At 71.2% G+C, this 26,266-nt stretch carries 25 protein-coding genes; 7 read left to right on the plus strand and 18 right to left on the minus strand.

Going from position 1 to position 26,266, the window contains the following annotated elements:
* Positions 1 to 144 precede the first annotated feature (144 nt).
* Together IF54_RS0125165 and IF54_RS0125170 are read left to right on the plus strand one after the other, a co-directional pair.
* Positions 145 to 927, plus strand: coding sequence for a hypothetical protein (locus IF54_RS0125165; RefSeq protein ID WP_030322463.1), 783 nt, complete (start codon positions 145 to 147; stop codon positions 925 to 927).
* A gap of 124 nt (positions 928 to 1,051) precedes the next feature.
* Positions 1,052 to 1,375, plus strand: a complete 324-nt coding sequence (locus IF54_RS0125170; protein ID WP_020139415.1) for a hypothetical protein — start codon at positions 1,052 to 1,054, stop codon at positions 1,373 to 1,375.
* Between the two features lie 54 nt (positions 1,376 to 1,429).
* On the opposite strand, the gene der is transcribed toward IF54_RS0125170, so the two are convergent.
* The 5 genes from der to aroH all read right to left on the minus strand — a co-directional run bounded on the left by der (position 1,430) and on the right by aroH (position 5,958).
* Positions 1,430 to 2,920 carry a ribosome biogenesis GTPase Der gene (gene der, locus IF54_RS0125175; RefSeq protein ID WP_030322465.1) on the minus strand — a complete coding sequence of 497 codons (1,491 nt, stop codon included), beginning with the start codon at positions 2,918 to 2,920 and terminating at the stop codon, positions 1,430 to 1,432.
* Positions 2,921 to 2,999: 79 nt separating this feature from the next.
* Positions 3,000 to 3,719: a lysophospholipid acyltransferase family protein gene (locus IF54_RS0125180; RefSeq protein WP_420790555.1), complete on the minus strand. Its 720-nt coding sequence runs from the start codon at positions 3,717 to 3,719 to the stop codon at positions 3,000 to 3,002.
* Positions 3,677 to 4,363 (minus strand): (d)CMP kinase, encoded by a 687-nt coding sequence (cmk, locus tag IF54_RS0125185; protein ID WP_030322470.1) that lies wholly within the window; start codon positions 4,361 to 4,363, stop codon positions 3,677 to 3,679. The genes IF54_RS0125180 and cmk overlap by 43 nt, the downstream gene beginning before the upstream one ends.
* Positions 4,364 to 4,513: 150 nt before the next feature.
* Positions 4,514 to 5,599: a prephenate dehydrogenase gene (locus IF54_RS0125190; protein ID WP_030322472.1), complete on the minus strand. Its 1,086-nt coding sequence runs from the start codon at positions 5,597 to 5,599 to the stop codon at positions 4,514 to 4,516.
* A complete protein-coding gene (gene aroH, locus IF54_RS0125195; RefSeq protein ID WP_020139420.1) occupies positions 5,596 to 5,958 on the minus strand; it encodes a chorismate mutase in 363 nt (120 codons plus the stop codon). Before aroH ends, IF54_RS0125190 begins: the two co-directional genes overlap by 4 nt.
* Positions 5,959 to 6,188: 230 nt before the next feature.
* Between aroH and IF54_RS0125200 the strand changes: the two genes are divergently transcribed.
* From IF54_RS0125200 to IF54_RS0125210, 3 genes are read left to right on the plus strand one after another with little or no spacing between them, the layout of a single operon-like run.
* Positions 6,189 to 6,863, plus strand: coding sequence for a hypothetical protein (locus tag IF54_RS0125200; protein WP_030322474.1), 675 nt, complete (start codon positions 6,189 to 6,191; stop codon positions 6,861 to 6,863).
* Positions 6,864 to 6,884: 21 nt separating this feature from the next.
* Positions 6,885 to 7,466 (plus strand): DUF6529 family protein, encoded by a 582-nt coding sequence (locus IF54_RS0125205; protein ID WP_030322475.1) that lies wholly within the window; start codon positions 6,885 to 6,887, stop codon positions 7,464 to 7,466.
* Positions 7,463 to 7,876, plus strand: coding sequence for a Rieske (2Fe-2S) protein (locus IF54_RS0125210; RefSeq protein WP_030322481.1), 414 nt, complete (start codon positions 7,463 to 7,465; stop codon positions 7,874 to 7,876). The genes IF54_RS0125205 and IF54_RS0125210 overlap by 4 nt, the downstream gene beginning before the upstream one ends.
* A 10-nt stretch (positions 7,877 to 7,886) precedes the next feature.
* Here IF54_RS0125210 and IF54_RS0125215 read toward each other — a convergent pair whose 3' ends face one another.
* The 12 genes from IF54_RS0125215 to IF54_RS0125270 all read right to left on the minus strand — a co-directional run bounded on the left by IF54_RS0125215 (position 7,887) and on the right by IF54_RS0125270 (position 21,521).
* On the minus strand, positions 7,887 to 8,906 hold the full coding sequence (locus IF54_RS0125215; RefSeq protein ID WP_030322484.1) for an ADP-ribosylglycohydrolase family protein: 1,020 nt from the start codon (positions 8,904 to 8,906) through the stop codon (positions 7,887 to 7,889).
* Positions 8,903 to 9,619, minus strand: a complete 717-nt coding sequence (locus tag IF54_RS0125220; protein WP_030322487.1) for an NUDIX hydrolase — start codon at positions 9,617 to 9,619, stop codon at positions 8,903 to 8,905. The genes IF54_RS0125215 and IF54_RS0125220 overlap by 4 nt, the downstream gene beginning before the upstream one ends.
* A gap of 78 nt (positions 9,620 to 9,697) precedes the next feature.
* Positions 9,698 to 10,231: a maleylpyruvate isomerase family mycothiol-dependent enzyme gene (locus IF54_RS0125225; protein WP_030322494.1), complete on the minus strand. Its 534-nt coding sequence runs from the start codon at positions 10,229 to 10,231 to the stop codon at positions 9,698 to 9,700.
* 291 nt (positions 10,232 to 10,522) lie between these two features.
* Positions 10,523 to 11,698 carry a pseudouridine synthase gene (locus IF54_RS0125230; protein ID WP_030322497.1) on the minus strand — a complete coding sequence of 392 codons (1,176 nt, stop codon included), beginning with the start codon at positions 11,696 to 11,698 and terminating at the stop codon, positions 10,523 to 10,525.
* A complete protein-coding gene (gene scpB, locus IF54_RS0125235) occupies positions 11,698 to 12,351 on the minus strand; it encodes an SMC-Scp complex subunit ScpB (RefSeq protein ID WP_020139428.1) in 654 nt (217 codons plus the stop codon). Before scpB ends, IF54_RS0125230 begins: the two co-directional genes overlap by 1 nt.
* Positions 12,348 to 13,394 carry a segregation and condensation protein A gene (locus IF54_RS0125240; RefSeq protein ID WP_051735520.1) on the minus strand — a complete coding sequence of 349 codons (1,047 nt, stop codon included), beginning with the start codon at positions 13,392 to 13,394 and terminating at the stop codon, positions 12,348 to 12,350. The genes scpB and IF54_RS0125240 overlap by 4 nt, the downstream gene beginning before the upstream one ends.
* Positions 13,395 to 13,412: 18 nt before the next feature.
* The gene (locus IF54_RS0125245) at positions 13,413 to 13,982 is read right to left on the minus strand and encodes a hypothetical protein (protein WP_078852097.1); all 570 of its coding nucleotides are present in this window, start codon (positions 13,980 to 13,982) and stop codon (positions 13,413 to 13,415) included.
* Positions 13,967 to 15,097, minus strand: a complete 1,131-nt coding sequence (locus tag IF54_RS0125250; protein WP_020117888.1) for a ParA family protein — start codon at positions 15,095 to 15,097, stop codon at positions 13,967 to 13,969. Before IF54_RS0125250 ends, IF54_RS0125245 begins: the two co-directional genes overlap by 16 nt.
* 421 nt (positions 15,098 to 15,518) lie before the next feature.
* Positions 15,519 to 16,634 carry an alanine dehydrogenase gene (gene ald / locus IF54_RS0125255; RefSeq protein WP_159002182.1) on the minus strand — a complete coding sequence of 372 codons (1,116 nt, stop codon included), beginning with the start codon at positions 16,632 to 16,634 and terminating at the stop codon, positions 15,519 to 15,521.
* A 144-nt stretch (positions 16,635 to 16,778) separates the two neighbouring features.
* Positions 16,779 to 18,890, minus strand: coding sequence for a tetratricopeptide repeat protein (locus IF54_RS0125260; RefSeq protein ID WP_030322506.1), 2,112 nt, complete (start codon positions 18,888 to 18,890; stop codon positions 16,779 to 16,781).
* A gap of 258 nt (positions 18,891 to 19,148) precedes the next feature.
* On the minus strand, positions 19,149 to 19,775 hold the full coding sequence (locus IF54_RS0125265) for an NUDIX domain-containing protein (protein WP_030322508.1): 627 nt from the start codon (positions 19,773 to 19,775) through the stop codon (positions 19,149 to 19,151).
* Positions 19,776 to 19,859: 84 nt separating this feature from the next.
* Complete coding sequence (locus tag IF54_RS0125270; RefSeq protein ID WP_020139435.1) at positions 19,860 to 21,521, minus strand: CTP synthase; 1,662 nt, start codon at positions 21,519 to 21,521, stop codon at positions 19,860 to 19,862.
* 469 nt (positions 21,522 to 21,990) lie between these two features.
* On the opposite strand from IF54_RS0125270, the gene IF54_RS0125275 reads away from it, so the two are divergent.
* Both IF54_RS0125275 and IF54_RS0125280 read left to right on the plus strand, forming a co-directional pair.
* Positions 21,991 to 23,793, plus strand: a complete 1,803-nt coding sequence (locus IF54_RS0125275; protein ID WP_030322509.1) for a glycoside hydrolase family 15 protein — start codon at positions 21,991 to 21,993, stop codon at positions 23,791 to 23,793.
* A 138-nt stretch (positions 23,794 to 23,931) separates the two neighbouring features.
* Complete coding sequence (locus tag IF54_RS0125280) at positions 23,932 to 25,314, plus strand: FAD-binding oxidoreductase (protein ID WP_030322511.1); 1,383 nt, start codon at positions 23,932 to 23,934, stop codon at positions 25,312 to 25,314.
* Here the strand turns inward: IF54_RS0125280 and IF54_RS0125285 are convergent.
* Positions 25,301 to 26,257, minus strand: coding sequence for an LLM class F420-dependent oxidoreductase (locus IF54_RS0125285; protein WP_030322514.1), 957 nt, complete (start codon positions 26,255 to 26,257; stop codon positions 25,301 to 25,303). The genes IF54_RS0125280 and IF54_RS0125285 overlap by 14 nt on opposite strands.
* Positions 26,258 to 26,266: the final 9 nt, after the last annotated feature.

Here is a 26,266-nt window from a genome sequence, read left to right on the forward strand (position 1 = left end):
GCCTGATTCCGCACCCGTGGTGACCCTGCGCGCTGGATGGTTCGATTCCGTTCGCCCTGAAGCGTGACTCCGGCCACAGATCACCCGTTGTCTTCTTCATGAGCCCGGGACCCGCCCGAGCACCACATCCCGAGGGAGCCACCCGTGCCGCGCATGCTCGACGTCAGCGACGAGGTACGTGCCGAGATCGGCGACGAAGAAGCCGACCGGCTGCTCGCCGGCGAGAACGCCCCCGGCAGTTACGACTGCACGTCCTGCCGCACCCAGGGCGACTCCGAACAGGAGCGCACCAGCACCGTCCTGTTCATCGGCGACGAGACCGCCGTCCTGGCCTTCGCCCACGCCACCTGCCTGCCCTCCCAGGTCGTCCAGGTCACCGAGGAGCAGCTCCAGGGCGCGGTGAAGTCCATCACCGGCGACACCGTGGACCTCGACCCGGACAAGGTCGCACCCGAGCAGGCGGTGCTCGGGGTGACCAGCGGACTCGTCCTGATCGCCGGGGAGTTGCACCCGGCGCTGGTCGTGGAACCGACCGGGCCGATCGCGCGGCCGGGCGCGACGGGACTCGGCGACGACTTCCTGCCGCTGCTCATCGAGCAGGGGTTCATGCCGCTGACCACGATCGACTCGGTGCCGTCCGTGCTGCACGGCTGGTCGGTGCTGCTCGCGGTGGGCCAGCTGCACGCGGTGCTCCAGCCGTCGGCGAACGGCGGCCAGCCGGTGGCCTGGTGGCAGGCGCACCAGCCGCTCCAGGTCACCGAGAGCTGGCGGGCGGCCGCGAACAAGCACCAGCAAGTGCTGATGTTCGCCGCCCCGGTGGGCTCCATCGGCCGCCAGCCGCGCGAGGACCTGCTCCGGGACGCGCTCGACAAGGCCGCGGCCAACGGGAAACTGGTGGCCGCCGCGATGCCGCTGGCCGGGACGTGAGGGCGCCTGGCCGGGACGTGAGGATCCGCCTGGCCGGGGCGCGAAGGACCGACGGGCCAGGGCGTGCGGGTGCCCCCTGATCACGCACCCGCATCCCTGAAGTCCCGCGGTCGTTTGGACATACGTGCACCCATACGACGCTCCGCGCCGGTTTCCCGGCGGACCATCGGCCACGCCGATCTACGACGCGCTCTACTCCGAGTACGTCAAGACCTTCCGCTCGCTGCCGGGTGACCGCAGCGGCGAGGAGGAGCTGGGCTTCACCGCGTTCGGGAACACCCCGCACGCCTCGGGCTCGTTCAGCAGCTCGTACAGCGCCTACAGCGCGGGGGCGTTCAGCGCCCGCCAGCAGTCGCAGTGGCAGCGGGTGGGTCACATCGGGCAGCAGCACACCGGGATGCACCACGTCCCGGCGGCGCTGCCGCCCGGCCCGCGCAGAGGGATCTGAGGCATGAGTGAGGGGGCGGTCCCGGCTGGGACCGCCCCCTCACTCATGCCCGCGTCACTTCTTCTTGGTGTTCTTGGCGCCGCGCTTCTCGCGCACCCGCACCGAGATGTGGATCGGGGTGCCCTCGAAGCCGAACTCCTCGCGCAGCCGGCGCTCGATGAACCGCCGGTAGCCCGCCTCGATGAACCCGGAGGCGAAGAGTACGAACCGCGGCGGCTTGGTGCCGGCCTGGGTGCCGAAGAGGATGCGCGGCTGCTTGCCGCCCCGGATCGGGTGCGGGTGGGCGGCGACGAGCTCGCCGAGGAAGGCGTTGAGGCGACCGGTGGGGACCCGCGTCTCCCAGCCCGCCAGGGCCGTCTCGATCGCCGGGACCAGCTTCTCCATGTGCCGTCCGGTCTTCGCCGAGACGTTCACGCGCGGAGCCCAGGCGATCTGGCCGAGCTCGGTCTCGATCTCCCGCTCCAGGTAGTAGCGGCGCTCCTCGTCGAGGGTGTCCCACTTGTTGTAGGCGACGACGATGGCACGGCCCGCGTCCACGGCCATGGTGACGATCCGCTGGTCCTGCACCGAGATGGACTCGGAGCCGTCGATCAGGATGACCGCCACCTCGGCCTTCTCGACGGCGGCCGCGGTCCGCAGCGAGGCGTAGTAGTCGGCGCCCTGCTGGAGGTGGACCCGCTTGCGGATACCGGCGGTGTCGACGAACTTCCAGGTGACCCCGCCGAGTTCGATCAGCTCGTCGACCGGGTCACGGGTGGTGCCGGCCAGCTCGTTGACGACGACCCGCTCCTCGCCGGCCACCTTGTTCAGCAGCGAGGACTTGCCGACGTTCGGGCGGCCGATCAGCGCGATCCGGCGAGGGCCGCCGATCCCGGTGCCGCCGAAGGTCTGCTCGGGCGCCTCCGGCAGGGCCTCCAGGACCGCGTCCAGCATGTCGCCGGTGCCCCGGCCGTGCAGCGCGGACACGGGGTGCGGCTCGCCGAGACCCAGGGACCACAGGTAGGCCGCGTCGGACTCACCGCTCAGGCCGTCCACCTTGTTGGCGGCCAGCACCACGGGCTTGCCGGCCTTGCGCAGCAGTCGTACGACCGCCTCGTCGGTGTCGGTGGCGCCCACCTTGGCGTCGACGACGAACACGACGGCGTCGGCGGCCTCGATCGCGAACTCGGCCTGCGCGGCGACGGAGGCGTCGATGCCGAAGACGTCCTGCTCCCAGCCGCCGGTGTCGACGACCTTGAAGCGGCGCCCGGACCACTCGGCCTCGTAGGTCACGCGGTCGCGGGTGACACCGGGCTTGTCCTCGACGACCGCCTCGCGGCGCCCGATGATGCGGTTGACGAGTGTCGACTTGCCGACATTGGGGCGGCCGACGACGGCGAGCACGGGCAGCGGCCCGTGGCCGGCCGCCTCGATGGCACCCTCGACGTCCTCGACGTCGAAGCCCTCTTCCGCGGCGAGCTCCATGAACTCCGCGAACTCGGCATCGCCAAGCGCCCCGTGGTCGTGCTCCTCGCCCGAGCCCTCGGAGTGGATGTGGTCGTTCATGAAGTCCGTACCTCGTTCATCGTGGTGATCGGTGGATCCGCCGGCCCTTTCGCCGGTCGGATCCACTACTCAGTGTCGCCTAGCGCCCGGTGAGGCGCCTGGCGTTTTCCAGGTGACTGCTCAGCTGCTTCTGGATGCGCTCGGTCGCCTCGTCCAGCGCCCTGCGTGTGCGGCGTCCGCTGCCGTCGCCCGCGTCGAAGGGGTCGCCGAAGACGACGTCGACCCGGCTGCGCAGCGGAGGCAGCCCCTTTATCAACCGTCCGCGCTTCTCGGAGCTTCCCAGCACCGCGACCGGGACGATCGGCGCCCCGCTGCGCACGGCGAAGTAGGCGAGCCCGGCACGCAGCGCGGCGAAGTCGCCCTCGCCGCGGGTGCCCTCCGGGAAGATCCCGAGGACACCGCCGGCCGACAGGACGTCCAGGGCCTGGGTGATGGCCGTGCGGTCGGCGCCCGACCGGTCGACCTTGACCTGTCCGATGCCGAGCAGGAACGGATCCAGCGGCCCGACGAACGCCTCCTTCTTGATCAGGAAGTGCGTCGGCCGGGGCGCCACGCCCATGACCATCGGACCGTCGATGTTGTGGGAGTGGTTCACGGCGAGGATCGCGGGACCGGTCGCGGGCATCCGCCAGGCACCCAGCACCCGCGGCTTCCACAGCCCGTACATCAGGCCGACGCCGATCCGCCGCCCGACCTCGGCGCCCCTCTCCGAGGGAACGGCCTTCTCCGAAGAAGCCCTGCCCGACGAGTCCCCGCTCACTTCCCGGCCCGCTTCTCCTCGACGAGAGTCACGACACACTCGATGACCTGCGCGAGGGTGAGCTCGGTGGTGTCCACCTCGACCGCGTCGTCCGCCTTGGCGAGCGGCGAGGTCTTCCGGCTGGAGTCGGCCGCGTCCCGCTTGATCAGGGCCTCGCGGGTGGCCTGGACGTCGGCGCCCTTGAGCTCACCGCTGCGGCGCGCGGCGCGGGCCTCCGGCGAGGCGGTGAGGAAGATCTTGAGGTCGGCGTCAGGCAGCACGGTGGTGCCGATGTCCCGCCCCTCGACGACGATGCCCTTCTCCGCGGAGGTCGCGAGCGAGCGCTGGAGCTCGGTGATCCGGGCCCGCACCTCGGGCACCGCGCTCACGGCGCTGACCTTGGAGGTGACCTCCTGGGTGCGGATCGGACCGGCCACGTCCGTGCCGTCGACCGTGATCGTGGGGTTCTCCGGGTCGGTGCCGGAGACGATCTCCGCCTTGCCGGCCACGGCGGCGATCGCGGTCGGGTCGTCGATGTCGATGCCGTTGTTCACCATCCACCAGGTGATCGCCCGGTACTGGGCGCCGGTGTCCAGGTAGCTCAGCCCCAGCTGCGCGGCGACAGCCTTCGAGGTGCTCGACTTGCCCGTGCCGGAGGGGCCGTCGATGGCGACAATCACGGGCTGGGCGGCGCCGTTTTCCACGGGGGGACACCTTTCGGGTGCGTCTGGCGGATGGTGTGAGGGCGCGACTGTGCCCCGCACCAGGTTACTGGGTGCGCGTCACTCGTCCGGACGCGCACCGAAGGGCGGACCGGCGACGGGTGGACCGGCGACACGGAGCGACCGCGCCGCTCACCGCCGGATCGCCCAGCCCCGTTCCCGCAGCGAGGAACTGAGCACGGGTGCCGCCTGGGGCTCCACCATCAGCTGCACCAGACCGGCCTGCTGCCCCGTCGCGTGCTCGATCCGCACGTCCTCGATGTTCACGCCCGCCCGGCCGGCGTCCGCGAAGATCCGGGCCAGCTGCCCCGGCTGGTCGTCGATGAGCACGGCCACGACCTCGTACACCCGCGGGGCGGACCCGTGCTTGCCGGGCACCCGCACCTGGCCGGCGTTCCCCCGGCGCAGCATGTCCTCGATCCCGGACGTGCCCTCGATGCGCTTGGCCTCGTCGGCGGACTGGAGCGCCCGCAGCGCCCGTACCGTCTCCTCCAGGTCCCCGGCGACATCGGTGAGCAGGTCGGCCACCGGCCCCGGGTTCGCGGAGAGGATGTCGATCCACATCCCGGGGTCGGACGCGGCGATCCGGGTCACGTCCCGGATGCCCTGACCGCACAGCCGTACGGCGGCCTCCTCGGCGTGCTCCAGACGTGCGGCGACCATGCTGGAGACCAGGTGAGGCATGTGCGAGACGAGCGCCACGGCCCGGTCGTGGGCGTCGGCGTCCATGACGACCGGCACCGCACGGCAGTGCGAGACCAGTTCCAGCGCGAGGTTGAGCACCTCGGTGTCGGAGTCCCGGGTCGGGGTGAGGACCCAGGGCCGGCCCTCGAAGAGGTCCGCGGAGGCGGCCAGCGGCCCGGACTTCTCCCGCCCGGACATCGGATGCGTACCGATGTACGAGGACAGGTCGAGCCCCAGCGCCTCCAGCTCCCGGCGCGGCCCGCCCTTGACGCTGGCCACGTCGATGTAGCCGCGGGCGGCACCGCGCCGCATGGCACCGGCGAGCACCTCGGCCACGTGCGCGGGCGGCGCGGCCACGATCGCGAGGTCGACCGGTCCCTCGGGCACCTCGTCGGTGCCGGCGCCGAGCGCTGCCGCCGTACGGGCCTGCTCGGGGTCGTGGTCGGCGAGGTGCACGGTGACGCCCCGCGACACCAGCGCCAGCGCGGCGGACGTGCCGATGAGCCCGGTCCCGACGACGAGCGCGGTCCTCACTGCGCGATGTCCTTGCGGAGGGCGGCCGCGGCGCCGAGGTAGACGTGCGCGATGTCGGCGCGGGCGCGGTCGGACTCTATGTGCGCGAGCACCCGGACCACGCGGGGCATGGCGCCCTCGATGTCGAGCTCCTGGGCGCAGATCAGCGGGACGTCCACGATGCCGAGCTTGCGGGCCGCGGCCGCCGGGAAGTCGCTGTGCAGGTCGGGCGTGGCCGTGAACCAGATGCTGATCAGGTCGTCCGCGGTCAGCTCGTTCCGCTCCATGATGGCGGTGAGCAGCGCCCCGACCTGCTCGTCCATGTGGCCGGCTTCGTCCTGTTCGAGTTGGACGGCGCCCCGGACCGCTCGTACCGCCACGGCGTTGCTCCTTGCTGCTGTGATCCCGGCTCTGTGCACGACCAGCCTAGTCAGCCGGCGCGGACGGGGTGCTCGGCGCCCGCCCCGTGAGACGGCCGCACGGACCAGGTCAATGTCACCCGAATGTCCCGGTTCCGCTACTTGGGGTGAAACACACCCGTGCGCCCCTGGACGCGGGCCCCCGGGTCGGCTCTCATGGCAGGAAACCTGCCTCGGGGGAGGCCCCTCATATGAAGCGTTCCGGACCGCTGCTGACACTGCTCGCGGGACTGCTGCTAGGCCTGTTCATGCTCTCGCTCAACGCCACGACGGGAGAGAAGCCCACGTCGTCGTACGTGAAGCCGCCGTCGTCCGGCAAACCCAGCACCAAAGCGTCACCGAGCACCCCGCCGGCACGGACGTCCCCGCCGCCCAGCCCGTCTCCGGCCCGGACGCCGGTGCCCGAGGGCGTCTACACGGGCCGTACCGACGACGACTCCTCCGCGGTCGCGATCACCGTGCGCGGCGACAAGGCGATCGCGTACGTCTGCGACGGCCACAACATCGAATCGTGGCTCCAAGGCGCAGTGAACGACGACGGCAGCCTGCGCCTCACCGGCAAGGACGGCGCGAGTCTGGAGGGCAGGGCCAAGGGGGCCAAGGCGATCCGCGGCACCGCCAGGGTCGGCAGCAGCAGCCACCCCTTCACGATCAAGAAGGCCAAGAAGTCGTCCGGTCTCTACCGGGCGAACAGCACAGTGGCCGGCGCGAGGATCGAGGGCGGCTGGATCGTGCTGCCGGACGGGAAGCAGGTCGGCATCCTCAGGCGTGACGGCAAGCCTTCCCCGGCACCCGCGATCGACCCGGAGACCGGTGCGGTGACGGTCGACGGACAGCAGCTCACGGCCCGTCCGGTAACCCCCTGACCTCGCCCGAGGGAGCCGATCATGCCCGTCGACCCGAACGCGGCCACCCAGAGCTGGCCCGCACCCGAACCCGAGCGCGGCCCGAACCCGGCCCGCTATCTGATCCCGGCCCTGGTCGCCGCCGCGGTGGCGGTCGGCCTCGGCGCCTACGGCAAGGTCCACGACCCGACGGGGACGGCCTTCAACCTCGCCGGTTTCAGCAGCACCGGCGCGGTGAAGTCATGGCTCGCGACGGCCGCGTTCTCCTTCGCGCTCGTCCAGCTCGTCTCGGCCCTGATGCTGTACGGCAGGCTGCCGGGCCCGCGCTGGTCGGGCACCCTGCACCGCTGGTCCGGCCGGGTGGCCTTCCTGCTCGCGGTGCCGGTCGCGGTGCACTGTCTGTACGCGTTCGGCTTCCAGTCCTACGAATCACGCGTTCTGTGGCACTCCCTCCTGGGTTGCTTCTTCTTCGGAGTCTTCAGTGCCAAGATGCTGCTGCTCCGCTGGGAGCGACTTCCCGGATGGCTGCTGCCGATCGTCGGCGGGCTCGTCTTCACCGCGCTCACGATCCTCTGGCTGACCTCCGCCCTCTGGTTCTTCCGCACCTTCGGAGTGACGACATGACGCACAGCCCGACGCGGCGCACGGTCCTTCTCGCGACGGGCGGCGCCGCGCTGACCGCCGGGTGCAGCGAGTACGGCAGCGGGAACGGCGACTCCGGCTCCAGCTCGGTGGAGGCGGGCGCCGGCACCGAACTGGCGAAGACGAGCGAGATCCCGGTCGGCGGCGGCAAGATCTTCAAGGACCAGAAGGTCGTGGTCACCCAGCCGAAGAAGGGCGAGTTCAAGGCCTTCTCCGACATCTGCACCCATCAAGGCTGCCAGGTGTCCAGCGTCTCCGACGGCACCATCAACTGCCCCTGCCACGGCAGCAAGTTCCACATCACGGACGGTTCGGTGGCGAACCCGCCGGCCAACCAGCCGCTGCCGGAGAAGCAGATCAAGGTCACCGGCGACTCGATCCAACTGGCCTAGGCGGCCCGGGCTAGGCGTCCCAGAGCGCCCCGAGCGTCACCAGCTCGCTGCCGTACTCGATCCGGTCGGCCCACTCCACGGGCCAGGCGTCGGCTCCCAGATGGGCGCCCGCGAAGGCACCCGTCAGGCAGGCGATGGAGTCGGAGTCACCGGAGCTGCACGCGGCCCGCCGCAGGGCCGTCAGCGGCTCCTCGGGGAACTGGAGGAAGCACAACAGCCCGGTCGCCAGGGCCTCTTCGGCGATCCAGCCCGCCCCGGTGGCCAGGCACGGGTCGTCCTCGGGCGAGGCGGTGCGCACGGCGTCGTCGAGCCGGTCGAGAACGGCCAGGCACTCGTCCCAGCCGCGCGCCATGAACTGCCCGGACGTCGGGTCCTGGCCGCGCGTCCACAGGTCCCCGAGCCAACGCTCGTGGTACTGGCCCCGGTTCACCAGGGCGTACGACCGCAGCAGCCCGACCAGTTCGCCCGGCTCGGCGCCCTGGGCGAGCAGCCGTACGGCACGCGCGGTGAGGTCGGAGGCGGCGAGCGCGGTGGGGTGCCCGTGGGTGAGCGCGGCCTGCAACTGGGCGGCGCCCGCGCGCTGTTCGTCGCTCAGCCCCGGGACGAGCCCGACGGGCGCGACCCGCATGTTGGCCCCGCAGCCCTTGGAGCCGATCTGGCTGGCGTCCTGCCAGGGCAGCCGTTCGTCTTTCAGCAGATAGCAGGCCCGCAGGCAGGTGTTGCCGGGCGCCCGGTTGTTGTCCGGGGACTGGTACCAGTCGACGAACTCCTCTCGCAGCGGCCGCTGAAGCCGCAGCGGCCCGAGCACCCCCCGGTCCATCGCCGCCCGCAGCCCCCTGCCCACCGCGAGCGTCATCTGGGTGTCGTCGCTGACGACGGCCGGCGTGAAGAGCTCCATCTCCCGCCACGGCCCGCACTTGGCGAGGATCGACCGCACGTCGTTGAACTCGGTCGGGAAGCCGAGGGCGTCCCCGAGGGCGAGGCCGACGAGGGTTCCGGTGGCGGCGCGCCTGGTCTGGATCGTGGTCATGCGGGGCGTCCTTCCGGGGACGGTCTCAGGAGAGGGGGGTGCAGGGCGGTGGCGGGCCCGGCGCGGTAGAGCGCGGCCGGTTTGCCACGGCCGCCGGTGAGCCGCGCGGCACCGGGCACGGCTTCGACGAAGCCCGGCGTGGCGAGCACCTTGCGGCGGAAGTTGGGCCGGTCGAGGGTGGTGCCCCAGACCGTCTCGTACACCTGCTGGAGCTCACCGAGGGTGAACTCGGGCGGGCAGAAGGCGGTGGCGAGGCAGGTGTACTCGAGCTTGGCGCCGACGCGTTCATGGGCGTCGGCCAGGATGCGGTCGTGGTCGAAGGCGAGCGGCCGCGCCTTGCCGTACGGCACCCAGCGGGCGTCGGCCGCGTCGCTGCCGCCGTGCGGTTGGGGCGGGTCGGGCAGCAGGGCAGCGAAGGCGACGGAGACGACCCGCATCCGGGGGTCGCGGCCGGGCTCGCTGTAGGTCCGCAGCTGTTCCAGGTGCAGTCCGGAGAGGTCCGACAGACCGGTCTCCTCAGCGAGTTCACGCCGGGCGGCGGTCTCCGCGGACTCGTCCGGGTGCACGAACCCGCCGGGCAGCGCCCAGTGCCCGGCGTACGGCTCCTGGCCCCGCTCCACGAGCAGTGCGTGCAGGGCGCCCTCGGCGACGGTGAGGACGGCGAGGTCGACGGTGACGGCGAAGGGTTCGTAGGCGTACTTGTCGTAGTCCACGCGCGCCCGCCCCCTTTATGGTCAGCATGACTAATAGTCACTACGACTATAAAGAGCGGGCGGGTCCTCCACAAGGCTTCAGGGACGCCTGCCCAGAAAGGACAGCAGTCGGCTCCCGGCCGGCGCGCGGGGCGGCACGGTGACCGGAGAGGCGAACCGCACGCCCCGGTCCTCCTCCCCCACCACGCACTGCGCGACGGGGAGCAGTTCGGCCGCGAGGCCCTCCGGAACGGGCCGCGGGAGTCCGCAGGCCCGGGCCACGTCCCACCCGTGCACGGTGATCTCGACGGCACCGACCGCGGCCATCACCCGCACGTCCAGCGGCCGTTCACCGACCAGGACGTCCTCGGGCGGCCCCGCCGCCCAGGCGCCGAGCACGGCACACGCGCGCGTGCGGAAGCCGCAGACCCGGTCGGCGTGCGGAAGCAGCCCAATGCTGCCGCCGGTCAGCCCCTCGTACAGCGCGTCCAGGGAGTCGTCGAGATGCCCGAGCAGCTCGCCCAGGTTCCAGTCGGCGCACGGTGTGCCCGAATTCAGGCAGACGCCTCCCGCCCCCGCCACGCTGCCCAGCGCGTAGGCGAGCGAACGCTCCAGCAGTTCCCCCGCGCTCACGACAGCACCCCCGCCGAGCCGCCCGAGCAGCCCCACAGCGGCCTCAGGGGGTTTTCCCGGCCTCCCGGAAGTCCTGCGAGCCGCGAAGGCCGCACAGGGCCCTCCAGTCGTACCGGACGCAAAGGCCGCACAGGGCCCTCCCGCCGTACCGGACACACCTCGTCACAGATGTCGGCCCTCATGTCCATCCCCACTCCCTCCGTCACCCGTACAGACCGGGCGGAAGGCCAAAACGCATCGGCCGGTCCCGGAGTTCACCGGAACCGGCCGCACGCGCGTGTGAGGGTGGGCCTACAGGTCGACTTCCTTCATCAGCATGCCGACCTCGGTGTTGGACAGCCGCCGCAGCCAGCCCGACTTCTGGTCGCCCAGGGTGATGGGGCCGAAGGCGACCCGCACCAGCTTGTCGACCGGGAAGCCGGCCTCGGCGAGCATGCGGCGCACGATGTGCTTGCGCCCCTCGTGGAGGGTGACCTCGACGAGGTAGTTCTTGCCGGTCTGCTCGACCACCCGGAAGTGGTCCGCGCGCGCGTACCCGTCCTCCAGCTGGATGCCGTCCTTGAGCTGCTTGCCCAGGTCGCGCGGGATCGGGCCCACGATGTGCGCGAGGTAGACCTTCTTCACACCGTACTTGGGGTGGGTCAGCCGGTGGGCCAGCTCGCCGTGGTTGGTGAGCAGGATGACGCCCTCGGTCTCGGTGTCCAGCCGACCGACGTGGAAGAGCCGGGTCTCACGGTTGGTGACGTAGTCGCCGAGGCACTGCCGGCCCTCGTTGTCCTCCATCGTGGAGACGACACCGGCGGGCTTGTTCAGCGAGAAGAACTGGTACGACTGCGTCGCCACGGTCAGGCCGTCGACCTTGACCTCGTCCTTCTCGGGGTCGACCCGCTTGCCCTGCTCCAGGACGATCTCGCCGTTGACCTCGACCCGCGCCTGCTCGATGAGCTCCTCGCAGGCCCGCCGCGAACCGTAGCCCGCGCGCGCGAGGATCTTCTGGAGCCGCTCGCCCTCCTGCTCGGCGCCCGGGAAGGTCTTGGGCAGCTTCACGTCCTTCTTGCCGGCGTACCGCTCCCGGTTGCGCTCCTCGGCACGGGCGTCGTACTCACGGGAGGTCGCGGGCGCCCAACGGCCACGCCCGGTGCCCGGGGACTGCTTCGGGCCGCCCTTGGCCCCGCCGCGCGCCGAGGCGCCGCGCCCGGACTTGGGCCCCTCCGGGGAGGCGCCGGGGCCCACGTCGTAGCGCCGCTCCTCGGGGCGGGGCTTTTTCGGCCGGCCGCCCTGCTTGTCGTCGCGGTCGTTCCCGGCGCCGCGGTAGTTCCCGCGCCCCCCGGTGCTCCCGCCGCGACCACCGCCGGTGCCGCCGCTGCCGGCGCCGCGACCACCGCTGTTCCCACCGCGGCCGCCGCTGTTGCCACCACGGCTCCCGCCGTTGTTTCCGCTGCTGTTCCTGCCGCTGCTGCTTCGCATCAAAGTTCCGTCTTGTCGTCTGCGTCCCCGGTGTCCGGGGCGTCCGGATCGAACGACGGTACGCCTTCCTGGGTCTCGGCCTCGATCGCCTCCGCCTCCGGGAGGAAGGGCGCGAGCTCCGGGAGCTCGTCCAGACCGCGCAGGCCCATCCGCTCCAGGAAGTAGTTCGTCGTCACGTACAGGATCGCACCTGTTTCGGGTTCCGTGCCCGCCTCCGCCACCAGGCCCCGCTGGAGAAGGGTGCGCATCACACCGTCGCAGTTGACTCCGCGCACCGCGGAGACCCGGCTGCGGCTGACCGGCTGGCGGTAGGCGACCACCGCCAGCGTCTCCAGCGCGGCCTGGGTGAGCCGGGCCTGCTGGCCGTCCAGGACGAACCGCTCCACGGCCGGGGCGTACGCGGCCCGGCTGTAGAAACGCCAGCCGTTCGCGACGTGCCGCAGCTCGAAGCCGCGCCCCTGGGCGGCGTACTCGCCGGCCAGCTCCCTGAGCGCCCTGGTGACCTGGCGCCTGGGCCGCTCCAGGATCTTGGCCAGGTGCTCCTCGGTCGCGGGCTCGTCCACGACCATCAGGACGGCCTCCAGGGCCGGCTTGAGGTCCAGTTCGGCGACGGCCGACAGCCCCGCCGGCACCTCGGTGGTGTCCTCGCTCACGCCTTCTCCTCCTTGGGCGGCTCGGGCGGCCGGTCGAACTCGTCGGTCACCACGGGCTCGGCCTCCCCCTCGCCACCGGTCCACCGCACGACGAGCTCCCCGAGCGCGGTCTCCTGGTCCAGTGCCACGGCCTTCTCCCGGTACAGCTCCAGCAGGGCCAGGAAGCGCGCCACGACGGTCAGGGTGCCGTCGGCATCCTCCACCAGCAGCCGGAAGCTGGCCTCACCGAGCTCCTTCAGTCGCGCGACCACGATCCCGGCCTGCTCCTGGACGCTCACCAGGGGCGCGTGGATGTGGTCGACGTACACCTGCGGCTTGGGCTTGGGCTGCATCGCCTTCACGGCGAGCTTCGCGAACCCCTCGGGGCCGATGCTGATGACGACCTCGGGCAGCAGTTCGGCGTGGTGCGGCTCGAGGCCGACGGTACGGGGGTAGCGGCGGGCCTCCTCGTCGAGCCGTCCGTTGAAGATGTCGGCGATCTGTTTGTACGCGCGGTACTGCAACAGCCGCGCGAAGAGCAGGTCCCGGGCCTCCAGGAGCGCGAGGTCGGCCTCGTCCTCGACCTCGGCGGCGGGCAGCAGCCGGGCGGCCTTGAGGTCGAGGAGGGTGGCGGCGACGACGAGGAACTCGGTCGTCTCGTCCAGGTCCCAGTCCGGTCCCATGGCCCGGATGTAGGCCATGAACTCGTCGGTGACCTTGGAGAGCGCCACTTCGGTGACGTCCAGCTTGTGCTTGGAGATCAGCTGGAGGAGGAGGTCGAAGGGCCCCTCGAAGTTGGCGAGCCGCACCTTGAAGACGCCGTCGGAGGCTTCTTCCTGGGCTTCGGCAGCTGGGTTCCCCTTCTCGACCTCGTCCTCGTCGCCGTTGTGGGCAGGCGTCCCGCTCTGCGGAACGGACGGGCCCAACGGCCCACCGGCCTCAGGCCCGGACTCGACATCAGGCCCGGACTCGACCTCGGCGACCGGCGCGGCTCCCGGCCCCCGCCCCAGCGCACGCCGCCGCCCGCCGGGACCGGCACCGGAAGAAACGTCGTTCGAGGTCATAGCCCCCGCAGGCTACCGCTACCGCCCACGCAACCTGCGTACGAGGATGCTCGCGTCCCCGCGGGACTCCAGATCGGCCAGCACCACGGCGACCGCCTCGCGGACGATACGCCCCCGGTCCACCGCCAGTCCGTGCTCACCGCGGAGCACGAGGCGCGCGTGCTCCAGATCCATCAGCTCCTCGGCCGAGACGTACACGGTGATCTTCTCGTCGTGCCGCTCCCGCCCACTGGGCCGCCGCGAGGGCGACCGGCCCCGCTTGCCCCGGGGCTGCCCGGCGTCGGAGGCAGAACCTTCCTGCGCCCCTCGACCGCGCGCGGAGCGCTCCGCGGCCCGGCTGCGGGACTCGCCCTCCTCGGAGCCGTCGGCGTCGGCCGCCACATGCTCGGCCCCGTCGCCGTCACCGCCCTGCGCGGGCACGGAGTGCGGCGCGTCCTCGGACGCGGCGACCCCGTCGGACTCCCCCGCGGGAGCCGGTACCCGGGCCTCGCCGTTGGCCCCCCGCCGGGGAGTGGACGCCTGGAGCGCCATTCCCCCTGTCGTACGGAACAGTTCGTCGGCCCCCGGCAGACTCACTCGGCGTGACACCGGGCGAGCACCTCCCTGGCGAGCTGACGGTAGGCGGCGGCGCCGACGGAGTTGGAGGCGTACGTGGTGATCGGCTCACCGGCGACCGTGGTCTCCGGGAAGCGGACCGTGCGCCCGATGACCGTGTGGTAGACGTGGTCGTCGAAGGCCTCGACCACACGGGCCAGGACCTCACGGCTGTGGACCGTGCGCGAGTCGTACATGGTCGCGAGGATCCCGTCGAGCTCCAGCTCCGGGTTGAGCCGCTCCTGGACCTTCTCGATGGTCTCCGTCAGCAGGGCGACACCACGCAGCGCGAAGAACTCGCACTCCAGAGGCACTATCACCTTGTGCGCGGCCGTCAGGGCGTTGACCGTGAGCAGGCCGAGCGAGGGCTGACAGTCGATCACGATGTAGTCGTAGTCGGCCATGAGCGGCTTGAGGGCACGCTGCAATGTCGACTCGCGGGCCACCTCGGAGACCAGCTGGACCTCCGCCGCCGACAAGTCGATATTGCTCGGCAGCAGGTCCATGTTGGGGACCGCGGTCTTGAGCAGGACCTCGTCGGCCGCCATGCCCCGCTCCATGAGCAGGTTGTAGACGGTGAGGTCGAGCTCCATCGGGTTGACACCGAGACCCACCGACAGCGCGCCCTGCGGGTCGAAGTCCACGAGCAGCACGCGCCGGCCGTACTCCGCGAGCGCGGCACCCAGGTTGATGGTCGACGTGGTCTTGCCGACGCCGCCCTTCTGGTTGCACATCGCGATGATCTTCGCGGGGCCGTGGTCGGTCAGCGGGCCCGGGATCGGGAAGTACGGCAGCGGGCGTCCGGTCGGGCCCACGCGCTCACGGCGCTGGCGGGCCGCGTCGGGCGCGAGCGTGGCCGCGTACTCGGGATCCGGCTCGTACTCGGCGTCGGGGTCGTAGAAGTGCCCCTCGGGCAGTTCGTCGTAGTCGGCGAAGTGGTTGTGGGGCGCGCCACTTCCGTCGCCGGCCATGGCGTTCACGTGATGGCCATCCATGCTCTGGTGTGCTGTCCGCACGGTCTGCGGACGACTCTGGTGGGCTGCGAAGGTGCGCACCGCGACGGAGCCGACAGCCTCGAACCCTGCCGGGCTCTGGGCCCCGGCAGGCATTCCTGGTTGACCACCCCCGGGAGAAAATGTCGACTCATTCACAAGTCGTCTTACCTCCTTGGTGACCAGGAAACTTCTAGACAAGGTCAGCGTGGCACCATGCCGACGGTTGGCGACTCTATGGCGTGTCGGGTGTTCACAGCAACACAATCCGCCGGACCCGGCAGGATGTGTCGGCAATGAAACATCCCGCTGTCAAGGGCGTACGGCAGTCGCACGGCAGGTTTCGCCGGTGTACGAATCGGTTCAACGGTTACGTTCGACGCGAGTTGACCGAGAGTCGCAAAGTGACCATACACACATCTGGCCGGACCTTGTGGGCAAGGTCCGGCCGCATGTGCCTCGTTGACGCGCCTTGTTGACGTATCGCCTTTACGAAAAGGTGACTTAGCTCTCCGCCGACTGCGTGACGACCGCGGGGTCAGCCGAGCAGGGTGTCGAGCTCCACGTGCTCCAGCCCGTGCGCCTCCGCGACCTCGCGGTAAACGACCTTGCCGTCATGGGTGTTGAGGCCCTTGGCGAGCGCGGGGTCGCGGCGCAGCGCCTCCACCCAGCCGCGGTTCGCCAGTTCGACGATGTAGGGCAGCGTGGCGTTGGTGAGCGCGTAGGTCGAGGTGTTGGGCACCGCGCCGGGCATGTTGGCGACGCAGTAGAAGACCGAGTCGTGGACCTGGAAGGTCGGTTCGGCGTGGGTGGTCGGGCGCGAGTCCTCGAAGCAGCCGCCCTGGTCGATCGCGATGTCGACAAGGACACTTCCGGGCTTCATCCGGGACACCAGCTCGTTGGTGACCAGCTTCGGGGCCTTGGCGCCCGGGATGAGCACCGCACCGATGACGAGGTCGGCGTCCAGGACGGCCTTCTCCAGCTCGAAGGCGTTGGACATGATCGCCCGGACCTTGGTGCCGAAGACCTTGTCGGCCTCGCGCAGCTTGTTGATGTCCCGGTCGAGCAGCGTGACGTGGAAGCCCATGCCGACGGCGATCTGCGTGGCGTTCCAGCCGGAGACACCGCCGCCGATGACGACGGCCCGCGCGGGCTGGGTGCCGGGGACACCGCCGGGCAGGACACCGCGGCCGCCGACCGAGCGCATCAGGTGGTAGGCGCCGACCTGCGGAGCCAGCCGGCCCGCCACCTCGGACATGGGGGCGAGCAGCGGGAGCGCGCGGGAGGGCAGCTCGACCGTCTCGTAGGCGATCGCGGTGGTGCCGGACTCGATGAGCGCGTCGGTGCACTCCTTGGAGGCGGCCAGGTGCAGGTAGGTGAAGAGCGTCTGGTCCTTGCGCAGCCGGTGGTACTCCTCGGCCACGGGCTCCTTGACCTTCAGCAGCAGGTCGGCGGAGGCCCACACCTCGTCGGCGGTGTCGAGGATCTGCGCGCCCTCGGCGACGTACTCCTCGTCCGGGATCGAGGAGCCGATGCCGGCGCCGCGCTCGATGACCACCTGGTGGCCGTGGCGCACCAGCTCGTGCACACCGGCGGGGGTGATGGCCACCCGGAACTCGTTGTTCTTGACCTCGCGGGGGATGCCGACCTTCACGTGGATCACGGTCCTTGGCTCAGAGTGTGTGGGGCAATACAACACATACCCGGGCATGCATGAGCACACCAGGAGACACCGCAGGAGAAGGTGCGGCAGAGCCAGTCTAATGAAGGCTTTCCCCGTGTCTAGCCTTTCATTGCATCAATCTTCTGCGGATGTACTACGGATTTCGTAGGCGTCAGCGTCTTGTTTCGACTCCTCGGCCTGTTCCTCGTCCTGTTCGTCCGCCTGTTCGCCGGTCCGTTCCTCGGTCTGTGAGGTCCCGGGTTCCCCCTGGGAAAGGTCCTCACCCAGCAGCCGCTCGGCCGTGCCGCGGTGCAGCTGTGCGGCCGCCGGATCGCCGAGATGCTCCAGGGTGTCGGCGATCCGCAGCTGGAGCGCCGCCTGGAGCCGGAGGTCCTCGGCACGCCGGGCCCATTCCACGGCGTCCTGGCAGGTGCGCAGCGACTCCTCGGGGTGGCCGGCGTACTCCTGGACCCGGGCGAGTTCGCTCAACGCCCGTGCCTGGGCCGCGAGATCGCCGTTCCTGCGGTGTCCGGCGAGGGCGGCCCGCCAGTTCCTGACGGCCTCGCCGTACCGGCCCGCGTAGGTGTGCGCGGCGGCGATACGGCCGTACAGCCGGGCGGCCTCCGCGCGCTCGTCGCGGGCCAGGCGCTGGGCGAGGGCCCGGCCGTACCAGTCGGCGGCCCGGTCGTAGTCCCCGAGCTCCAGATGCGCGCCTCCTACGGATTCCATCGCGCGGCCGGTCGCGTACGGGTCGTTCGCCTCCCGTCCGGCGTCCAGGGCGGCCCGGTAGCGGGCCAGCGCCTCCCGGGTCCGGCCGGTCTGGGCGTCCAGGTCGGCGAGGTTCAGCAGCGCGGCGGCCTTCTCCCGGGGCAGCGCGCGCCGCTCGGCCACGTCGAGAACGAGGCCGTGGAGGCCGTAGAGGTCGGCGGCGGCGGCCTTGGTGCCGAAGTGGGCCACCATCGTGCGCACGAGCTGGGACATCAGACGCCGGGCCAGGGTGTCCAGCTCCCCGTCGGCGACCGCGAGCCGGGCGGCGGCGAGCAGGGCGGGCCTGCGGATGCGCAGCCAGTCCTCGGCGGCCCGGGGGCTCGGGAAGCGCACGGAGGGCGGCATGCCCTGGAGCTTCTCGCGGGCGTCGGGGCTGTCGGTCTCGGTGATCGCCCGGGAGGACTGGAGCAGCCGTACCGTCCGCTCCAGCATCCGGGCGCGGGCCAGCTGGAGTTCGGCGGGCCGGTCCTGGCTGTCCGCGAGGGCCTTGAGCAGCGGGTACAGACAGCCGGGGACCTCGTACTGCGGCAGCGGGGAGGGCACGGCGTGCAGCAGACCGAGCGCGACGAAGTCGTCCAGCGTGGAGCGGGCGCCGTCCACCGAGCAGCCGGCCAGCGCGGAGGCGGTGTGCGGGTCGACGAGGCCGGCGGGGGCGAGGGAGAGCAGTCGCAGTACCCGGGCGGCCGGAGCGGGGAGCGAGGTGTAGACCAGCTTGAAGACCCGGCTGAGCGGGGTCGTCTCGTCACTCTCCGCATGCAGCTGCTTGGCCAGATCGGCCACGGCGGCCTTGGGCCGGGCGGCGAGCCAGCCCCCCGCCAGCATCAGCGCGGCCGGATGCGCCTGGCAGATCTCGACGAGCTGCTCGGCGGCGCGGGGGTCGACCGTGATGCGCACCGACCCGGTGTGCCGACTCAGCAGCTCCAGCGCGGACTTGGTGTCCAGGCCGCCGAGGGTGCACGGCCGGACGTCCGCGATCCCGGTCAGCGGTCCTCCGGAAACGGCCACGACCAGGCACTCCGGAGTATCCGGAAGCAAGGCGTCCACCTGTTCCGCGGCCACCGCGTCGTCCAGCAGAAGCAGCGCGCGCCGGTCGGCGAGGGCCTTGCGCAGAGCCTCGGACAACTCGTCCTCGGCGGCTCCCGCCGGCGCCTGCACCTCCAGCGCGGCGAGCAGCTCCCGGGCCACGCTCGCGACCGGGACGGGGGTGCCGTCGGGCTCGCTCAGCCGGGCTCGCAGCACCCCGTCGCCGTAACTCTCAGCAACCGTCCGGACGAGTTCCTCGGCGAGCGCGGTACGCCCCGAACCGGGTCGCCCGGCGATGAGCAGGACGCGTGCGCGGGGGGCCTTCCGGCCCGCGAGGGTGTCCAGTCCGGCGCGCTCGATGTCGGCGCGCAGTTCCTTCAACTCCCGTGTCCGCCCCAGGAAATGATCCTCACAGGACAGCCGTACGCCCTCTGCGTCCACCGCCTGGTCCGTCACGGGCCACACTCCCGTCCCACCGCACGCGCAAAGCCCGCCGGTGACCCCGGATCGGGCACCAAAAGCCTAGTTCACGCTGTGCAACGTTCCTGGCGGACCGCGACGGCAACGGACACAGAGTCCCCTGATCGGATCAACGGATCATAGGAACTACGGTTCTCTGGCACACCTAGGGGCGCGGGGAACTGAGCGACAAGCCACGACGCACCGGTACCCCGCAACGATCAGCTACGACAACGGCGCGACCCGAAAGAACCGTCACGCCTCGAACGGCCGCGCAGGCCACTCCGCCTCAGCCGCACGCAACCCGTCCACCCCGCCGGAGGCCCTCGCCGCGACCAGCGACAACACCCCCACCACAAGGCAGTTGTTGTGCAACTCCCCCGCCAGCACCCCCTGAACCAGCGAAGCGACCGGCACGCGCGCGTGCTCCATGTCCGCCTCCTCGTCCTCGACCTCGAACCGCTCCTCCTCGGCCTCGGACAGCCCCCGGGCGAGGAAGATGCGGATCGCCTCGTCGCACCCGCCCGGAGTCGTGTAGACGTCCGTGAGCACCCGCCAGTCCTCCGCCTTGACGTGTGCCTCCTCGTACAGCTCCCGCTGGGCCGCGTGCAGCGGGTTCTCGCCCGGCACGTCCAGCAGCCCCGCCGGGATCTCCCACAGCTTCTGCCGTACGGGGTGCCGGTACTGGCGGATGAGCAGGACCCGGTCCTCGTCGTCGAGGGCGAGGACGGCCACGGAGCCGGGGTGGACCTGGTAGTCACGGCGGGCCACCGACCCGTCGGGCATGACCACCTCGTCCGTGCGGACGGAGGTCTTGTTGCCCACGAACGGGGTCTCGGTCCCCCGGATCTCCCACTCTTCCGGGGTGTCCTTGATCGTCATGCCCTGTCCTTCCCCACGTGAGCAAAAAAGCCGGGACGCCCGCCATTTGAATGCGCGCGCCCCGGCCACCGTACAACTGTCGTGTTACTTCGAAGTCTTCCGCTCGACCGAGGCCTTCACGAGGCCCGCGAAGAGCGGATGCGGACGGGTCGGGCGCGAGCGCAGCTCCGGGTGGGCCTGCGTGGCGACCAGATAGGGGTGGACATCGCGCGGGTATTCGACGTACTCGACGAGCTTTCCGTCCGGCGAGGTGCCGGAAAACAGGATGCCCGCCTTCTTTTCGAGCTCGGCGCGGTAGGCGTTGTTCACCTCGTACCGGTGACGGTGCCGCTCCTCGACGTACTCCTTGCCGTCGTACACCTCACGGACGATGGAGCCCTCGGCGAGCTTGGCGGGGTACATGCCGAGCCGCATGGTGCCGCCCATGTCGCCCTCGCCGGCGACGATGTCGAGCTGCTCGGCCATGGTGGAGATGACCGGGTGGGCGGTCGCGGAGTCGAACTCGGTGGAGTTGGCGTCCGGGATGTCGGCCAGGTTCCGCGCGGCCTCGATCACGATGCACTGGAGGCCGAGGCACAGGCCGAGCAGCGGGATGCGGTTCTCGCGGGCGTACTTGATCGCGCCGACCTTGCCGAGCACACCGCGGTCGCCGAAGCCGCCCGGGATGCAGATGCCGTCGACGTCACCGAGCTGAGCGGCGGCGCCGGCCGGGGTCTTGCAGTCGTCGGAGGTGACCCACTTGATCTTCACGCGGGCCTTGTTGGCGAAGCCTCCCGCGCGCAGCGCCTCGGTGACCGAGAGGTAGGCGTCGGGCAGGTCGATGTACTTGCCGACCAGGGCGAGGGTGATCTCGTGGTCGGGATTGTGGACGCGGTCGAGCAGGTCGTCCCAGGTCGTCCAGTCCACGTCCCGGAAGGGCAGGTCCAGCTTGCGGACGACGTAGGCGTCCAGGCCCTCGCCGTGCACGGTCTTGGGGATGTCGTAGATGGAGCGGGCGTCGGGGCAGGCGACCACGGCGGCCTCGTCGACGTCGCACATCAGCGAGATCTTGCGCTTGATCGCGGTCGGGACCTCTCGGTCGCAGCGGAGCACGATCGCGTCCGGCTGGATACCGATGTTCCGCAGGGCCGCAACCGAGTGCTGGGTCGGCTTCGTCTTCAGCTCACCCGAGGGGCCGATGTACGGCAGGAGCGAGATGTGGACGACGAAGACGTTGTCACGACCGACCTCGTGACGGACCTGGCGGACCGTCTCCAGGAAGGGAAGCGACTCGATGTCGCCGACCGTGCCGCCGACCTCGGTGATGACGACGTCGACCTCGTCGGTCGCCATGCGCCGGATGCGGTGCTTGATCTCGTTGGTGATGTGCGGGATGACCTGCACGGTGTCGCCCAGGTACTCGCCGCGGCGCTCCTTGGCGATCACCGTGTTGTACACCTGGCCGGTGGTGACGTTGGCGGAGCCGTCCAGGTCGCGGTCGAGGAAGCGCTCGTAGTGGCCGATGTCCAGGTCGGTCTCGGCGCCGTCGTTGGTGACGAACACCTCGCCGTGCTGGAAGGGGTTCATCGTGCCCGGGTCGACGTTGAGGTACGGGTCGAGCTTCTGCATCACGACGCGCAGGCCCCGCGCCTTGAGCAGCATGCCGAGGCTGGAAGCCGTCAGGCCCTTGCCGAGCGAGGAGGCGACACCCCCGGTGACGAAGATGTGCTTGGTCGTCGTGGTGCTGTTTCGAAAAACAGGGGGCATGGCCAAGAGGGGGCTCCCGTGGTCGCGATCTGGAGGTGCGGTTCGGGGGTCAGGCGCCCACCGGTCCACGGGCTACCAGGGTATCAGCGCCGTGAGGAGATGGCCTCCGGCCACGCTCCGCGCACGAGCCGACACGGAACCGCACGCGAGCACCTGTTTCTCACCTGCTGCTCACCCGTTCGGCCCAGGCGCGTTGTCCCGAGCGGCACACAGATCATCTACGTGCGTCGTATCCTGCTCGGACACTCGCTGCCGAGCCCGGCCGGAAACACGGGACCACCCCCACCCGTAAGAGCCGGAACAACGAGAGCTCGTCAGTTCGTTGAGCGACAGTTGTCGTTTTGCCTCACAGCGGCATGACTGTTTTGCTTCACCGCTCAACGACGCATTACAACGACCCCCTTGACCGCACCAAGCGACAGCCCCCTTTCCTTCAGGGGGTGACGTGGCCGTTCGACTGGAGTTGCACGTGGCCGGGCGCATCGAAGACTACGCACTCATCGGAGACATGCAGACCGCTGCCCTGGTCTGCCGGGACGGCACAGTGGACTGGCTGTGCCTGCCCCGCTTCGACTCGCATGCCATCTTCGCCGGCCTGCTGGGCACCGAGGAACACGGCTTCTGGCGGCTCGGGCCCGCGCACGCGGCGGACGCCGAGCCCCCCACCGCCGCCCGGCGCACCTACCGCGGCGACTCCCTGATCCTCGAATCGGAGTGGGACACCTCACGTGGCACGGTCAGGGTGACCGACTTCATGCCGCCGCGTGACGGCGCCCCCCAGCTCATCCGGATCGTGGAGGGCGTCTCGGGCCGGGTGCCGATGCGCTCGGCCCTCCGGATGCGTTTCTCCTACGGCCGGGTCGTGCCCTGGGTCCACAAGCACGAGGGGCGCACGGTCGCCGTGGCGGGCCCCGACTCGGTGTGGTTCGACACCGACTGCGAGACGTACGGCAAGGCCCTGACGACGTACTCGGACTTCACGGTCGCCCCGGGTGACCGGATCGCGTTCACCATCTCCTGGGAGCCCTCGCACAAGCAGCCGCCGCCGCTGCCGGAGCCGGAGCAGTCCCTGGAGGCGACCGAGGACTTCTGGCGCGAGTGGGTCGAGCACTGCACGTACCACGGCCCGTACCGCGAGGCCGTCATCCGCTCGCTGATCACCCTCAAGGCGCTGACGTACGCCCCCACGGGCGGCATCGTGGCGGCCCCCACGACCTCCCTGCCGGAGGACATCGGCGGCGTCCGCAACTGGGACTACCGCTACACCTGGCTGCGGGACGCGGCCATCACGCTCTCCTCGCTGCTGCGGACCGGCTACCGCGAGGAGGCCCGCGCCTGGCGCGAGTGGCTGCTGCGGGCCGTCGCCGGCGACCCGGAGAACCTCCAGATCATGTACGGCATCGCGGGCGAGCGCGAGCTGGGCGAGGCCGAGCTGGACTGGCTGCCCGGCTACGAGAACTCCGCCCCGGTCCGGGTCGGCAACGGCGCCGCGCACCAGCTCCAGCTGGACGTCTACGGCGAGGTCACCGAGGCCCTGCACCTGGGCCACATGACCGGTCTGGCCCGCAACGACTACGCCTCCATCCTCCAGCTCAAGCTGATCCGCTACCTGGAGGACCACTGGAACGAGCCGGACGAGGGCATCTGGGAGGTGCGCGGGCCGCGCCGGCACTTCGTGCACTCCAAGGTGATGGCCTGGGTCGCGGTGGACCGCACCATCAAGCTCATCGAGTCCGGTGACGCGGACGGCCCGCTGGAGAAGTGGCGCGACCTGCGCGACGACATCCACCGGGACGTCTGCGAGAAGGGCTACGACAAGGAGCGCAACACCTTCACCCAGTCGTACGGCTCGAAGGAGCTGGACGCGAGTCTGCTCCTCATCCCGCAGATGGGCTTCCTGCCGCCCGACGACAAGCGCGTGATCGGCACCATCGAGGCGATCCAGCGCGAGCTGTCCACCCCGGACGGCTTCATCCTGCGCTACCCGACCTCCAGCGGCGACGAGAACGTCGACGGCCTCCCCGGCGACGAAGGGGCCTTCCTGGCCTGCTCGTTCTGGATGGCGGACGACCTCGCGATGATCGGCCGCGTGGACGAGGCGAGGAAGCTCTTCGAGAAGCTGCTCTCCCTGCGCAACGACCTCGGGCTGCTCGCCGAGGAGTGGGACCCGCGTCTCAAGCGCCAGGTCGGCAACTTCCCCCAGGCCTTCAGCCACGTCCCGCTCATCGACACCGCGCTGCGGCTGACGGCGTCGGGCGCCTACGGCGGCTGAACCTCACGTGATCCCGCGCGTTCCCACGAGACCGCGCGAGTTCTTACGAGACCGTGACGGCCGGCGCCTGAACAGGACCGCCGGCCGGAGCCCGCCTAGGCTGGAGGCCAACAGCCCCTGCACGAAAGGGGGCGCCCCATGGCATCCCCCTCCAAAGCGGGCGCGGCTCTCGCCGCGCTGCGCGAGGATCTGGTCGGCGACGTGTTCGCTCCTCCGGACCCGGGCTACGACGAGGCCCGGACCGTGTTCAACGCGATGATCGACCGCAGGCCGGCGGTGATCGCGCAGTGCGTGAGCGAGGACGACGTCGTACGGGCCGTGCGCTTCGGCCGTGAACTGGACCTGCCGATCGCGGTGCGCGGCGGCGGGCACAGCGTGGCGGGCATGGCGGTCAACGACGGCGGTCTGGTCGTCGATCTGCGTCACATGCGGGCGGTCGTCGTCGATCCCGTCGCCCGGGCGGTACGGGTCGCGGGCGGCGCCACGATGAGCAATCTGGACCGCGCCTGCGAGCCCCACGCTCTCGCCACCACCGGCGGTCGCGCCTCGACCACCGGCGTCGGCGGCTTCGTCCTGGGCGGCGGCTCGGGCTGGCTGGACCGCTGGTGCGGGCTCGCCGTCGACAACCTGCTCGGGGTGGATCTGGTCACCGCGGACGGCGAGCGCGTCCACGCGAGCGCCGAGGAGCACCCGGACCTGTTCTGGGCCCTGCACGGCGGCGGCGGCAACTTCGGCATCGCGACCGGGATCACCCTCAAACTCCATCCGCTGCCGGAGTTCTCCATCGCGCTGCTGCTGTACCTCCCGGAGTTCGGCCCCGAGGTGGTGCGCACCTACCGCGAGCTGATGGCCCACGCGCCCGACGAGGCGAGCGGCGGCATCATCTATCTCACGGGCCCGCCCGAGGAGTTCGTCCCGCCGCACCTGGTCGGCAGCCTCCTGTGCGGCGTCCTGCTCACCTACGCCGGCCCCGAGCAGGACATGCGGAAGCTGGCCGAGCCGCTGCTGGCGCTCCCGCACGAGACGGAGGTCGTCGGGGCGATGCCGTACGCCGATGTGCAGTGCATGATCGACGATCCGCCGGGGATGCGGAACTACTGGTCGGCGGAGTACCTGACGGGCATACCCGACCCGTACGTGGACCTGTTCTGCGCCCGCGCCGAGTCCATGCCGGTGCCGACCGGCACCATCCACGTGCTCTTCCCGCTGGGCGGAGCCATCGCCGAGGGGCCGCACGAGTACCCGGTGCCCTACCGTGACGCGCCCTGGGCCGTGCACCCGTTCGCGATGTGGGAGGACCCCGCGGACGACGAGCGGGGCATCCAGTGGGTCCGCGGCGTCCGCGCGGACGCGCAGCCGTGGAGCACGGGGGACATCTACCTCAACTTCATCGGCGACGAGGGCGCGGACCGGGTCACCGCGGGCGTGGGCGCCGGGAACGCCCGCCGTCTGGCCGAGGTGAAGGGCCGCTACGACCCGGACAACGTGTTCCGCTTCAACCACAACATCAGGCCGGCCTGAGGGCGGTCAGCGTCCGCTCGCCGCCCGGGTCCCCCGCCGTGGCCGGCACCAGGGCGATCTCGTCAAGACCGGCCTCGGCGTAGGCCTCGACACGCGCGCGTACGGCGTCCGGGTCGCCGACCAGTCCCACCGCGCCCGCGGCCGCCGCGGGCAGGGCCCGCACCAGCGTCTCGCGGTCGGCCCCGCCCGCTGCGAGGTCCACCGCGTCTCCGAACCCGGCCTCGGCGAACACCTCGCTGTACCCCGGCACGGTGAGGTACCCGGCGATGCTCCCGAGCACCTGCGCGAGGGCCTCCGGCCCGGGATCGACGGCGGCCGGCAGCCACGCGGCGAGGGTGGGCGCCGTACGGCCCGCCTTGCGCGCCGCCGCGTCCAGTTCCGCCCGCAGCGCCCGCACCTGCTCCGGCGAGACCACGTCCAGCAGCATGCGGTCGGCGTGCGCGGCGGCCGTGGCGATCGCGCGGGGCCCGAACGCGGCCACTGTGAGCGGCCCTCCGGGCGGCGGCAGACGGCGGCGGAAGGGGCTGCCGGGCACGACCGGTTCCCCCGGAGAAGCGTGCAGGAACCGTCGTACGGCTGCCGCGTGCTCCTCCAGTACGGCGGCGGGCCGCGTCCTCGGCCGGCCGTGCACGCCCTCCACCACCCGCTTGCTGGAGGTGCCCAGGGCCACCCCGACGGGCCGCCCGACGAGGGCCGCGACGGAGGAGGCGCCCCGGGCCGAGGTGTACGGGTCGCGCACGGACACCGGCACCGGTCCTGCCGTCAGGGCGACCCGCTCGGTGGCACGCCCGATCGCGGCAGCGAGGACGAAGGAGTCCCACGTCGGGCCCTCCCCCGCCCACACCTCCCGGTACCCGAGCCGGTCGGCGGTCACCGCCACCCGCATCGGCTCATCGACCGGAGCGTCGTCCTCCCGTGCCACGGCCACCACGCTGAAGTCCATGCCCCGGCC

This window comes from Streptomyces sp. NRRL B-3229 (assembly GCF_000719505.1).
Lineage (GTDB): Bacteria > Actinomycetota > Actinomycetes > Streptomycetales > Streptomycetaceae > Streptomyces > Streptomyces griseorubiginosus.

Excerpts from the sequence above, each read along its gene's own strand:
- IF54_RS0125215 (WP_030322484.1), bottom strand. The coding sequence starts at position 8,906 with ATGACCACGATCCAGACCAGGCGCGCCGCCACCGGAACCCTCGTCGGC.
- IF54_RS0125200 (WP_030322474.1), top strand. The coding sequence starts at position 6,189 with ATGAAGCGTTCCGGACCGCTGCTGACACTGCTCGCGGGACTGCTGCTA.
- IF54_RS0125280 (WP_030322511.1), top strand. The coding sequence starts at position 23,932 with ATGGCATCCCCCTCCAAAGCGGGCGCGGCTCTCGCCGCGCTGCGCGAG.
- IF54_RS0125230 (WP_030322497.1), bottom strand. The coding sequence starts at position 11,698 with ATGCGAAGCAGCAGCGGCAGGAACAGCAGCGGAAACAACGGCGGGAGC.
- IF54_RS0125265 (WP_030322508.1), bottom strand. The coding sequence starts at position 19,775 with ATGACGATCAAGGACACCCCGGAAGAGTGGGAGATCCGGGGGACCGAG.
- IF54_RS0125240 (WP_051735520.1), bottom strand. The coding sequence starts at position 13,394 with ATGACCTCGAACGACGTTTCTTCCGGTGCCGGTCCCGGCGGGCGGCGG.
- IF54_RS0125270 (WP_020139435.1), bottom strand. The coding sequence starts at position 21,521 with ATGCCCCCTGTTTTTCGAAACAGCACCACGACGACCAAGCACATCTTC.
- IF54_RS0125205 (WP_030322475.1), top strand. The coding sequence starts at position 6,885 with ATGCCCGTCGACCCGAACGCGGCCACCCAGAGCTGGCCCGCACCCGAA.
- IF54_RS0125250 (WP_020117888.1), bottom strand. The coding sequence starts at position 15,097 with ATGCCTGCCGGGGCCCAGAGCCCGGCAGGGTTCGAGGCTGTCGGCTCC.
- der (WP_030322465.1), bottom strand. The coding sequence starts at position 2,920 with ATGAACGACCACATCCACTCCGAGGGCTCGGGCGAGGAGCACGACCAC.
- IF54_RS0125210 (WP_030322481.1), top strand. The coding sequence starts at position 7,463 with ATGACGCACAGCCCGACGCGGCGCACGGTCCTTCTCGCGACGGGCGGC.
- IF54_RS0125285 (WP_030322514.1), bottom strand. The coding sequence starts at position 26,257 with ATGGACTTCAGCGTGGTGGCCGTGGCACGGGAGGACGACGCTCCGGTC.